At 44.6% G+C, this 12,940-nt stretch carries 7 protein-coding genes and 1 pseudogene; 6 read left to right on the top strand and 2 right to left on the bottom strand.

The genetic code is table 11. From position 1 onward, the window contains the following. The first annotated feature begins 25 nt into the window (after positions 1-25). The 3 genes from AB4111_RS02880 (at position 26) to AB4111_RS02870 (ending at position 5,367) form a co-directional block, all read left to right on the top strand. Positions 26-1,261: an MDR family MFS transporter gene (locus AB4111_RS02880; protein WP_442030322.1), complete on the top strand. Its 1,236-nt coding sequence runs from the start codon at positions 26-28 to the stop codon at positions 1,259-1,261. A 594-nt stretch (positions 1,262-1,855) separates the two neighbouring features. Further along, positions 1,856-3,601 (top strand): ABC transporter ATP-binding protein, encoded by a 1,746-nt coding sequence (locus AB4111_RS02875; RefSeq protein ID WP_442030320.1) that lies wholly within the window; start codon positions 1,856-1,858, stop codon positions 3,599-3,601. Beyond that, complete coding sequence (locus AB4111_RS02870) at positions 3,598-5,367, top strand: ABC transporter ATP-binding protein (RefSeq protein WP_442030318.1); 1,770 nt, start codon at positions 3,598-3,600, stop codon at positions 5,365-5,367. Before AB4111_RS02875 ends, AB4111_RS02870 begins: the two co-directional genes overlap by 4 nt. Before the next feature lie 118 nt (positions 5,368-5,485). Here AB4111_RS02870 and cyoE read toward each other — a convergent pair whose 3' ends face one another. Then, positions 5,486-6,415 carry a heme o synthase gene (gene cyoE, locus AB4111_RS02865; protein WP_253434982.1) on the bottom strand — a complete coding sequence of 310 codons (930 nt, stop codon included), beginning with the start codon at positions 6,413-6,415 and terminating at the stop codon, positions 5,486-5,488. A gap of 462 nt (positions 6,416-6,877) precedes the next feature. On the opposite strand from cyoE, the gene AB4111_RS02860 reads away from it, so the two are divergent. From AB4111_RS02860 to AB4111_RS02850, 3 genes and pseudogenes are all read left to right on the top strand, one after another. Next, positions 6,878-7,807: an NAD(P)/FAD-dependent oxidoreductase gene (locus AB4111_RS02860; RefSeq protein WP_442030316.1), complete on the top strand. Its 930-nt coding sequence runs from the start codon at positions 6,878-6,880 to the stop codon at positions 7,805-7,807. 313 nt (positions 7,808-8,120) lie between these two features. After that, a pseudogene (locus AB4111_RS02855) lies at positions 8,121-10,425 on the top strand (cytochrome P450). Between the two features lie 128 nt (positions 10,426-10,553). Then, a complete protein-coding gene (locus tag AB4111_RS02850) occupies positions 10,554-10,868 on the top strand; it encodes a hypothetical protein (RefSeq protein ID WP_442030314.1) in 315 nt (104 codons plus the stop codon). Between the two features lie 112 nt (positions 10,869-10,980). Here AB4111_RS02850 and AB4111_RS02845 read toward each other — a convergent pair whose 3' ends face one another. Next, positions 10,981-12,738 carry a beta strand repeat-containing protein gene (locus tag AB4111_RS02845; protein WP_442030312.1) on the bottom strand — a complete coding sequence of 586 codons (1,758 nt, stop codon included), beginning with the start codon at positions 12,736-12,738 and terminating at the stop codon, positions 10,981-10,983. Positions 12,739-12,940 lie beyond the last annotated feature (202 nt).

Here is a 12,940-nt window from a genome sequence, read left to right as displayed (position 1 = left end):
TCTAGAATGAATAGGAGAAGTTCGCATGAAGCAATATTTGAGGCAGATTCACCCCTTGGCATGGACCATCATTATCGGAACCATGTTTGGACGTCTTGTCACGTCAATGAGTATCCCGTTTCTATCCATCTATCTGACACGTGTACTAGAGGCTACACCGACCCAGACCGGTATTACTGTGGCCGTTAGCTCGCTGGCAGGTGTAATGGTCAGCTTTTATGGCGGTTATATTTCGGACCGGATCGGTCGCAAAATCGTGATGTTAATCTCGGTATTTAGCTGGGCAGGTGTGTTTTTCATTTTTTCAGCAGCAGAGCATCTATGGGTGTTCTTTGTTGCCAATACGTTAAACGGATTATGCCGTGCAGTATTCGAGCCTACCTCCAGAGCCCTGTTATCGGATATTACTTCTCCGCAGAACAAATTGCTGGTGTTCAACCTCAGATATGCTGCAATTAATCTTGGTGTGGTCTTTGGGCCAATTATCGGATTTCAGCTGGGATCATCTGAATCAACGTTTCCTTTTGTGATTTCCGGCTTGGTCTACATAGCATACGGACTTGTATTATTTCTGCAATTCAAGTTACAGCATGCCAATCTGCCAGAGCGTCATCAGGCAACTGCACCACGCTTGCGTGAAGCACTCATGACCACCGGTCGGGACCGGGTGTTTCTGCCGGTATTAATCGGTACCACATTTTGTGTTCTGGGTTACGGGCACTTTAGTTCTACGTTGGCACAGTACTTGGCGAGGAGCCCGATCTTTGAAAATGGAAGCCAGATGTTCTCTTACATGCTTTCTCTGAATGCCGTGACGGTACTGATAATTCAGTATCCGCTTGTGCGAACCTTCCGCAACTTTCCACCGCTGGTCCCTCTAATTGTAGGTAATCTGCTGGTCGCAACCAGTCTGATGATGGTCGGAATCGCTGAAGGAGTACTCATGATGATGATGAGTGTCATACTATTTACCATTGGGGAAGTATTGTTGTTCACGATGATGGATATGCTCATCGACCGGATTGCGAAGCCGGAATGGAAGGGGACGTATTTCGGGACTATCGGCTTCAATAATATTGGTAGTGTCATTGCTCCTGTAATGGGAGGGGTGTTGTTAAGTCAATTTGGAGCGGAGAATGGGCTCGCTGTCTTTGTACCGATTGCACTGACGACTGCACTGGGAGTACCTTTTCTTCTGATAGCACATAGACGTCTTGTTGTTAGAGAGAAGCAAACGGAGTCCACATCATTGAGTATGTAGCAGGAATTGAAAGATTAATGACATGAATTAAATAACAATTCAGTTAAAATTATCTTGACGGATGTTAAACCAGCGAATACAATAAACAACAAATATGTGAAACGGGTGGGATGATGATTATGTTTATGCCTATACAGATTTCAAATCGATAACTGAATACGCATGAGCATAGTGACATTAATCCAATTTTTGGTAATGATCGCGTTGGGACAGTCATGTTTGTGCACCCCTGTCGTGGACGCTCATCATTATTGCGATGCAGAGGAGATTCGGGAAATGCTTTGCATTTCATCCGGTCTCTTTTGGTTATAAGCTGTAGATGAACTTTAGTTCATCTATGGCTTTTTTGCATGCATCCCACCAATCCGTTCACATGGAAAGGAGCATTTGAAGTGTTATTTTATAAAACTAACTTTGGTAAAAAGGAGAATGTGCAATGGTCAACATAGGTTCTACATATCAATTATGGGCGGGAAATACCGATTTTAATGTCATTATGTATGACTCATCCTAGTAAGAGAAAGTTGCTGTGTCGATAAGACCATCAATAAATTGGCAAGAACAATTAAATAAATCTATGAAGAGGTGGGACCTGTGCCCAAAACAGAGAAACGCTCCATGTCTTGGCTGCTACGCTATTTAAAACCAGTCAAAGGGCGGCTGGCCTTACTTTTAATCATGTTGCTGACATCAACGGGGCTTCAGCTTTTGAATCCACAGATTATCAAACGATTTATCGATACAGCGGCAAGTGGCGGAGTCCTCACCAATCTCATTCAGCTTGCCGGAATATTTCTGGTTGTCGCCGTGTTTAATCAACTTATCACGGTAGCGGTCAGTTATTTGGGGAATGATGTGGCCTGGCGGGCTACGAATCAACTTCGCGGAGATCTGCTGAAGCACTGTTTGCGCCTCGATATGCGTTTTCATAATGTGAAAACACCTGGTGAGATGATTGAACGTGTGGATGGTGACGTAACGAGTATCTCCAATTTTTTCGCGATGTTTATTGTGCAAGTGATCGGGAGTTTTGTATTGCTGGCCGGAATTCTCGGGTTCATGTTCAGCGTCAATGTGCCTATTGCTTTGGTCATGACCGTGTTCACATTGTTATCGATCCTGTTCATGGTCTTCATCCGAAATCTGGGCGTAGACTCTTCCAAAAATGAACGGGCGGCAAGCGCCGCTCTGTTCGGATTAATTGAAGAACGTATTGCCGGGATTGAAGATGTGCAAGCGAATGGTCATGTGCCCTATGTGATGAACCGCTTTTACCGCACGATGCGCACGGTATTCCGTAAGGGGAGAAAAGCCTGGCTGCTTCGGGTTATTCCGTGGAATACCACAGTAGTTCTGTTCGCTCTGGCGGTCACTGCGGTGCTATTGTTGGGTGTGCATTACTATATGGAAGGCCTAATTAGTATCGGAACATTATTTCTGATCTACCAATATACGCAAATGCTGAATGATCCGATTGAGATGCTGGGAGATCAGGTACAGGAGTTCCAAAAAGCAAAATCAGGTATGCTGCGCTCCAGAGAGCTGTTGTCCATGCGGAGTGTGATTGAAGAGGGGATAGAGAAACAATTGCCTGAAGGACCGCTTGGATTGGAATTCAGTCAGGTACATTTCAGTTATAACCAGGATAGACCCGTATTGCAGGACATTAATTTTGCCATCAAACCTGGAGAACGTCTGGGAATCATCGGTCGCACAGGTAGCGGCAAATCGAGTCTTAGTCGTGTTCTACTCCGCCTGTACAATCTGGATCGGGGGACGATCCGTGTAGGTGGAAAGGATATCACGAAGCTTTCATTACAAGCGCTCTATCGCCGGGTGGGTATGGTGACACAGGATGTGCAGTTGTTTGATGGCACGCTGCGTGACAATCTTACTCTCTTCAATGGGGATGTATCGGATCACATGATCAAGGAAACGACGGATCGCCTTGGACTTAGCCAATGGATTAATTCACAACCAGAAGGACTCGATACGTATCTGGCAGCAGGTGGAGCTTCGTTGTCGGCAGGGGAAGCACAGTTATTTGCCTTAACCCGCGTATTCCTGACCGAACCAAGTCTGGTTATTCTGGATGAGCCTTCGTCACGTCTGGATGCTGCGACCGAAGGCATGCTGCAATCTGCAATTGACCAGTTAATGAAACAATCCACCGGAGTCATTATTGCTCATCGACTGGCTACACTCGAGAAAGTTGACCGGATTATGGTGCTCGGGGATGGCAAGGTACTGGAATTTGGAGCGAGAGAAGAACTTGCCAGTAACCCGGCATCTCATTATGCAAGACTGCTCATTACAGGCCGAGAGGAGGAATTGGCATGACTGTAGCAGGATTTATAGGCCGTTTGTTTCGATTCAGGCCATTCTTGTTTGTAATCAACGGATTGTTATGGTGTATATTTCATTCCTTGCCGTTAGCCATTGGTATTGGGATGCAGTGGTTTTTTGATCGCACAACAGTGGGGTCAAATGACTATATGTGGCTCGCTGTGCCGCTTATCTTTATTGCTCTGGTCCGAATGGCTCGGGTGGGCACATTTTTTGTAGCTTTCTATGCATGGGTTACGTATCTGTATCATGTTCAGGCGATTTTGCGTACCAACATGCTCGCAGCGATCATGCGCTGGCCTGGGCGTAATCTTCCGGCTTCACCAGGGGAAGCGATGAGTCGCTTTCGGGATGATGTGGATGAAGTCGTCGAGTATGTAGAATCATGGGTGGACTTCTGGGGACGGCTCGTATTCGCTATTGTGTCCATCGTCATTATGGCGAACATTAATTGGCAGATCACGTTGGTTGCTGTGCTGCCATTGGTAGCTGTGACCTTACTCAACAACCTGTCGGGGAATCGGGCCCGGAAGTATGCACAGGTTAATCGTGAAGCGACTGGGCGAATTACCAGTTTTATTGCGGAAACGTTTGGAGCAGTGCAAGCCCTGAAACTGGGTCAGGCGGAAGAGAATGTCTCTTCACGTTTCAACCAGTTGAATGAAGATCGCCGCCAAGCTGCACTTCGAGACAATCTGTTCAAGCAGTGGATGAGATCAATGAATCAGCATGTGTTAAGTATCTGTACCGGATTAATTCTACTGATGTGTGCCGCTGAGATGAAAGCAGGGAACTTTACCGTAGGTGATTTTGCCTTATTCACGAGTTATCTGGCTAATATCGGATTTAGCATTTCACTGTTTGGCTATATGGTATTTCAACACAAAAGGCTCAAGGTATCCTATGATCGCATGCGTAAGCTATTCCGCCCAGGGGAAGAAGACCAGATCATGGATTCGAGAGAAATCTATCTGTATGAAGATCCGCCGGAGCTTGTAAGTGAAAAGAGAGATCCCAAGGAGAAATTGCAATCTCTTGAGGTTAACAATCTGACTTATCAATATCCGAATTCGGAAAATGGCTTACAAGAGATCAGTTTTCGCCTGAAACGCGGACAATTTCTGGTCATTACAGGACGGATCGGATCAGGTAAATCAACGCTCGTACGAACACTTCTTGGACTGTTACCCAAGCAAAAAGGGGACATTCACTGGAATGGAGCAGCTGTTGATCCAGCCACGTTCCTGATGCCGCCAAGAGCAGCGTATACGCCACAAGTGCCAAGACTGTTCAGTGATACGTTAAAAGAAAATATCGTCCAGGGCAAACAGGGTAACATGGAGCAAGCGCTTGAAAAAGCCATTCGTCTAGCTGTGATGGAGAAGGATATCAAACATCTGGATCAGGGGCTTGAGACCCCGGTTGGTCCAAGAGGGGTGATGCTGTCAGGCGGGCAGATTCAACGGGCGGCTACAGGGCGCATGTTAATGACCGAGGCGGACTTGTTTATCTTTGACGATCTGTCCAGCGCACTGGATGTGGAGACTGAACAACAAGTATGGGAAGGGCTGTTCCAAGAGCCGGATGTCACCTGCATCGCGGTTTCTCACCGCAGGGCAGCACTTTCCAAAGCAGATCATATTATTGTTATGAAAGATGGACGCATTGAAGCTGAGGGAAGCTTGGCCGAATTGCTTGCCACCAATGAAGAGATGCAACTGCTGTGGCAAGGAGAACAAACTCCCGCCAAAGTAGGATAGCTTTTAAAAATTAGAAAAGACAATAAAAAAGCAAAAAACCAAAAAAGCCTTACAGACGACTACTCCTTGAAAGAGTATAGTCTGTAAGGCTTCTTTCGTTATAACGTGTATAACGGTTTTATCTCATCATTTGAGCAATCAAGGAATACGCAATGATGACCAAGAAGATAATAGTGATATGGTTAATGGAGAAGATAAACATCCGTTTGGACCATTTCTCCGTTTCTTTCCGATCAAAGGTAGCAACACTGAGAATGAGCCAGGCCAAGGTAACCAGAAATGCCACAATAGCGACAAAAGGACTCATCGGCCAGAATAAAAAGCTGGATATCAGTAAGAGTACCAGATACACATTCGTCTGAATGTATGTCCGTCTGATGCCTTTAACGACAGGCAACATGGGAACGCCAGCAGCTTTGTATTCGTCAAAACGACGAATTGCAATGCCGTAGAAGTGAGGCATTTGCCATAGGAGCATCGTTACGACCAATGCCCAGATCTCAAAATGGCCCAGTTCCGGTGAAATGGCTGCCCAACCGATGAGCGGAGGCACAGCACCTGAAAGACTTCCCACTTCCGTGTTGTAGATCGTAGTACGCTTGGTCCACATCGTGTAAGGGAACACGTAAAGCAACAGTCCCAAAATACCGAATACGGCAGCAGATGGGGAAGCGATGTACAACATGATACCCCCGATGATGGTGATTGCAATACCGAGAATTAGACCCGACTTGGTATCTACGCGTCCCGTAACGGTAGGACGTGTCTTCGTGCGTTCCATAATCGCGTCAATATCGCGATCATACAAGTTGTTAAACACCCCTGCTGCCCCAATAATAAGGGAAGACCCGATGAAGGAAAGGATGATTGGTACAATATTAGCTAAGATTGAAGCATCAAATACATATAAAGCCAAACTTAAACCCGCAAACATGGCGATCAGGTTGGACTTGATGATTCCGATTTTGATCGTATCGAAGAATACTTTCGGAATCGAGCTATACTCCAGGCTGATATTGGTCTGTGAACCATTGTTCAATGTTTTCAAGAACTCACTTCCTATATCTATACTTATATATTATGTCGCTATTATACCATTCAATACACTATGTGATTTAATTAACGTTTTAGTATTTAAAATAATGTCATTTGATTGTGAACAATTTAAAAACAAGGTTTTTTTTAATTGTTAAATAATTATTTCTGTGTTACAGAGAGAATTGAAAAGTCGGGGATAATTGCGATGTGAAGCTTGTTATGTCATTGTAGTGTAAGTGTAAGTGTAAGTGTAAATGTTCTTTTGTTCAACGCACAAGACTGGATTGAAGAATGTAGATAAAGATATATGTTGCAAAATGCCTGGGATTTGTTTATTGTAGATATAAGATATCTTTAATGGTTTTATTTAAAAGAGCTCTTGTAAATCTCCGAATTATTTTTCTTAAGAGAAAGCGGAGGTTATTTTTAAAATTAAATTAGAGATATTAAATATCTGGAAAGGGTGAATAATATGAGTAATACGAATCAACTCTTGGATGTACTTATTATTGGTGGAGGACCAGCGGGGCTTAATGCAGCCCTTGTACTCGGCAGGGCCCGTAAGAACGTCGTAGTCATCGACGATGAGACACCGCGAAACTGGGTTACAAAGGAGACGCATGGGTTTGTGACGAGAGATGGGGCTAGTCCTCGTGAATTTCGCAAAGCAGCCAAAGAGCAGATTGCAGCATACCCTTCAGTTCAATTTGCATCCGATACGGCAACAGAGGTAACTGGTAGCGATGGTGATTTTGTAATCAAGACTACACAGGGGGCAAGCTATCGTACGAAAAAGATTTTGTTTGCAGTAGGTAAGAAAGATCTGCCTCTGGATATTAACGGATTGACAGAGGTTTATGGCAAAAGTGCGTTCGTGTGTCCATATTGTGATGGATGGGAGCTAAGAGACCAGTCGCTGGTCATCATCGTTAGTGGAGATAAGGCATTACATATGGCAAAAGTCATATCCGGCTGGACAGATCGTTATACGATCTGTACGAATGGATCAGATTCCTTAACCGATGAGCAACGTGAAGAGTTGAAACAGCATCATGTTACTGTATTCGATGCACCGGTTCAATCCATTGAATCTGAAGATGGAATGGTAAAGCAAGTTGTACTGAATGATGGTACAGCGATTCCATGCACGGGAGTCTTCTTCCAACCCAAACTGTTCACCGGATCAGAATTGCCGAAGGCCATCGGTTGTGATATTTCAGAATCAGGAACGGTTATCGTTGATGCTTCGGGCAAAACATCTATAGCGGGTGTATACAGTGCTGGTGATGCAGCATCTGAGTTGTATCAGGCCATCACGGCTGCGTCTTTGGGAGCATTGTCTGCGGTAAGCATCAATACTGAATTGAATTTTGAGAAGTGGGATGAGCCAAGTCATCATTAGATTATATGAACAAGCGTTATAGAACCAATAGAACCATAGCGATAGCGTCACAAGTTCACACAGTAGGGGATTGCATATGCAATCCTCTACTTGTTGTTTTCAGCCTAAACGTTGAATGATTCCAATAAGAGGAATGCACCCGGAAGATAATTTGATATCAAGTTAAAAATGATTTATTATAATATTAAATGATAGATATTACTATCGATTATACAAACGGCAAAGGAGAGGTCATACATGAATGAAAGCAGAGCAGCCATCCCTTGGTTAGTGAATACCTTGCTCCACGACGTACAGATAAGAGGTGATCATCATGAATAATACACCTTACATACCACAACCTAAAATGTATGGACCGCTTGGAAATCTGCCTTTGATTGATAAAAATAAACCAACGTTGTCGCTAGGCGCACTGGCTGAACAGTATGGACCGATATATCGACTTACCGTCCCTGGTTATTCCGGTTTAATCGTATCTGGGCCAGATCTTGTTGCTGAGTTATGTGATGTGTCCCGTTTTGACAAGTTTGTATACAATGAACTCGAAAACGTCCGTGCTTTTGGAGGCGATGGTTTATTCACTAGTAGAACATCAGAACCCAACTGGAAAAAGGCCCATAACATTCTGCTTCCCACCTTCAGCAAACAGGCCATGAAAGGTTATCACCCTATGATGGTGGATATTGGCGAACAGTTGATCAACAAGTGGGCACGCCTCAATTCCAACGATACGATTGATGTTGCAGACGATATGACACGTCTTACGTTGGATACCATTGGACTATGTGGATTCAATTATCGGTTTAACAGCTTTTACAGACAGGATCATAGTCCTTTTATTGAGAGCATGGTCAGGGCGCTAAATGAAGCGATGCAGAAGAGCTCGCGTTTGAAAATTCAGAATCTGCTGATGGTCAAAACCAAACGACAGTTCCAGGACGATATTCAGACGATGTTCTCACTGGTAGATCAAATTATAGAGGAACGTAAAGCAAGTTCAGCACCCGAAGAGGTTGACTTGCTCGCACGTATGCTGAATGGCAAAGATCCGGAGACTGGAGAAATGCTGGATGATGAGAATATACGTTATCAGATTATTACGTTTCTCATTGCCGGACATGAAACGACGAGTGGCTTGTTATCTTTTGCCCTCTATTTTTTACTGAAAAATCCCGAATCTCTTCAAAAGGCGTATGAAGAGGTCGATCAGATATTGGTCAGTGAATCACCTCAATATGAAGAAATTCTTCAGCTTTCCTATATTCGGATGATTCTAAGTGAATCGCTGCGGCTATGGCCAACCGCTCCGGGATTTGATGTATATGCGAAAGAAGACACCGCTGCCAAGCACAAGAGGAATTCAAATGGAGTTTGTCCATGAGGAAGCTGAGATGCCGCTTGCACAAACATATGATGCCAGCTATGCCACGGTATTAGTTAATAAAGAACTTCAGGAGATGGGAAGTGGGAGAAGCACACGTCACATTGAGGTGTTGCTTCCTAAAGGTATGACTTATAGAGAAGGCGATCATCTCGGCGTGTTGCCTAGCAATCAGCCGCAGAATGTGGACCGGGTTCTGAGTCGGTTCGGATTAAGTGGAGATGTCCACGTTCAATTAACTTCGGACACGACACACCTTACACATCTTCCCCTGAACCGTCCCGTCAAGGTACAAGAGTTGCTCACTCAATGTGTGGAACTGCAAACACCTGTTACCAGAACACAGTTGCAGGAGTTGGCTAATCATACGGTATGCCCCCCTCATAAGCGTGAACTGGAAGGCATGTTGGACGAAAACAGCTATAGGGATTATATTCTTGCCCATCGAATCACCATGTTGGACCTGTTAGAAAAATATGAAGCGTGTGAGTTACCTTTTGAAAAATTCATTGAACTATTGCCTCCGCTTAAGCCCAGATATTATTCAATATCCAGCTCGCCAAGACTGAATTTGGAGCAAGCGAGCATAACCGTATCGGTAGTAAAAGAGCCTGCATGGAGTGGAAAGGGCATATACCTTGGCGTTGCTTCATCATACCTCGCCAATTGCCAATCCGGAGAACGTATACTGATGTTTGTACGGACGCCGGAATCCGAATTTGTTCTATCGGAAGAGGCTGATGTTCCCATGATCATGGTGGGACCGGGAACGGGGGTTGCACCGTTCAGAGGGTTCCTCCAGGCAAGAGCTGACATGAAACAGAGAGGTTTGCCGCTGAGTAAGGCGCATTTGTTTTTTGGGTGCAGGAATGATGCAGACTTCATCTATCGTCAGGAGCTAGAACAATACGAACGAGAAGGCATTGTTAAGTTACACACTGCTTTTTCTCGTGCTGAAGGCAAGCCCAAAACGTATATACAACATCTAATGAAAGAGGATTCCGAGCAATTGCTACGGATGCTAGCGAACAATGGAAGGATCTACGTATGCGGTGATGGAAGCCAGATGGCTCCTGCGGTGGAAGAGACTTTGCAGCAGGCGTATCAGGAGGTTCAGGGAGCAACGATGCAGCAAGCGAAAGACTGGCTCATTCAGCTTCAAGCCGAAGGGCGATATGTGCAAGACGTATGGGCAGGTAATAAACGAACGGTTGAATTATCTCATTTGATCTATTAAAACTTAAAAATGAAAGAGTAGTTCACACAAATTACATCAAATATTTTCACTATATGACAAATATTACATTCTAATAGAATGCTTTTCTATATGATGAAAATGTACTTAAATACGAAAGGAAGATGAAGATGAAAAAGAAACTTCTGGTCGGTCTTTTAAGTGTCGTTGCATGTTTCACGCTTGGCTCCACATCTTTTGCAGCTAGTGTACCTTCAACTTCAATCAGTAGTTTACCAGAAAGTACACAAGTAGTTCCTTACGCACAAAAGTATATAACCTGGCAGACCATTCTACCTAAGTCTCAATTTCCAACGCTTGGTGATATTCCAATGACAGCAAGTTATAATGTTGATCCATACTGGGGACAACTCACACTAAAATCAGTTGATGGTCAGACAGGTTACACCTGGACCGTGACATACGCAGGTTATGTTAACTATTAAGTAGTAATGGAACATTGCTGCTCATCCAAAAACAGCCGTTCGATCTGGAGTTTCATATCCAAATCGGCGGCTGTTTTTGGAATAGGCATTTTGTAAGAACGAGAAATGATTCTTATCTGGAATCCTGAATCGTTGCTGTACTGTTGTTGGCGCTCAGGGCGGTAATTGGATCGAAAGGGGGCCCTGTTATTGTACCTGCGAGCAGTGCAATATCCACCGCATTGACTGGGCTGCCCCATGAATTTCCAGAGAAAACCATAACGGCCTGATCATTTACAAATCCTCTAGTATTATAAACTACATTGTTGATAATTTCTCCAGTCGTGTTTGGATTAAAGTATGCTGGTTGACGCAAGGAATAAAAAATATTATGTTGTACAATCAATCCGGTCATATTTCCAATCTGGGTGACGAGGCCCCGATTAACAACCCAACCTGAAGAGGGACCTGCTTGCGGAGGACCGAAGATCGTATTGTTTTTTACGGTATGGTTAGTTCCACCTAATTGAATAAACTCAACAGCATAAGGATTGTTACTCGTGATCGTTAATCCGTCTATAGTTATTCCGCTTCCAATGATGGTGAAAGGGATAACAGCAGCTTGTAACAGGATGATTGTACTAGGGTAGCCTTTTAGAGTTACTCCTGCTTTATTAATGGTAATATTCGCAGTAATAGGGTATGTGCCACCAAGAATATGAACGGTTCCCGTTGGAAATACCGCGGTTACACCTTGTTGAATCGTTCCAAAAGGACTAGCCTGTGTTCCATTTCCGCCCACCGCGCCTTGTAAAACATATACATTAAAGGGATCGGGCTGTATTGTACCCGTAGCTCCAGTAGCTCCAGTAGCTCCAGTAGCTCCAGTGACTCCAGTGACTCCAGTGATTCCGGTAGCCCCAGTAACCCCCGTAGAACCAGTAACTCCTATGGCACCTGTTGCACCTGTATTACCCGTTACACCCGTAGGGCCTTCTGGACCGCCTGATGGACCAGTATCACCCGTTGCACCCGTGACACCTGTCGGACCTGTATCCCCAGTAGCGCCTGTTGATCCTGTAACTCCTGTAAAACCAGAAATACCTGTAGCCCCCGTAGGACCTGATGCACCAGTAATGCCGGTGGCCCCCGTAATGCCAATCGCACCCATGAGACCTGTCGGTCCTGTATCCCCAGTGGCACCCGTCACCCCTGTAACACCTGTTGAACCGGAAATACCTGTAGCTCCCGTAGGACCTGATGCCCCCGTAATGCCGGTGGCCCCCGTAATGCCAACCGCACCAGTGAGACCTGTCGGTCCTGTATCCCCAGTGGCGCCCGTCACTCCTGTAACACCTGTTGAACCAGAAATACCTGTAACACCTGTAACTCCAGAAATACCAGTAGCTCCTGTGACGCCCGTTGCCCCAGTAACTCCTGTGGCTCCAGAAACACCTGTAGGTCCAGTAGGTCCTGTAAGTCCCGCAGTGCCTGTAGCGCCTGTTGTACCGGTAGCCCCGGTAGCTCCATTAAAATTCTCACTGCCAAATAATTCGGAATAAACGAGTCGATGAGCAGCAACTAAAGAGCCAGCACTGTTTTTCCCCCAAAAAGAAACCAAAATGTCCTCAGGGGTTGCTCCTGTAACTGTAATAACGAATTCGAAGCTGTTGATATCGGCAAAATAACTACGTGTAGCTACTGCACCGGGTAAAATTGTGAATTGCTCACTGACATATAAAGCTCTGGTTGTAATTAATGAATATCCCTGTATGAGTATAGTCGCGGCGTTCACAGCACTCTGATTTTCAATTTTAATTGAAACAGTCTGGGTGGGTCGTACGCCATTTACTGGACTATTATCAATAGGGCCAGTTAGCAGGATTGCCAAGTTTCTCACTCCTTTTCTCATAAATTGAAATTAAATGTAATTCACACTGATGTATGTTTATTCGAGATCAGAGAAATGTGCCCTAATTTCTGAGAAACAAATGTAAGAAAGGTAACAATAAAAAAATAAAGATGGCGTGATGAATTCATATGAAAATGCTTACATCTAAAATTTGAAATAAAAAGGATTGACAGTGTCTATC

The organism is Paenibacillus sp. 2KB_22, assembly GCF_052115745.1.
Classification (GTDB): domain Bacteria; phylum Bacillota; class Bacilli; order Paenibacillales; family Paenibacillaceae; genus Paenibacillus.
The sequence above is the reverse complement of the archived record's forward strand: the minus strand, read 5'-3'. Positions and strand labels throughout refer to the sequence as shown.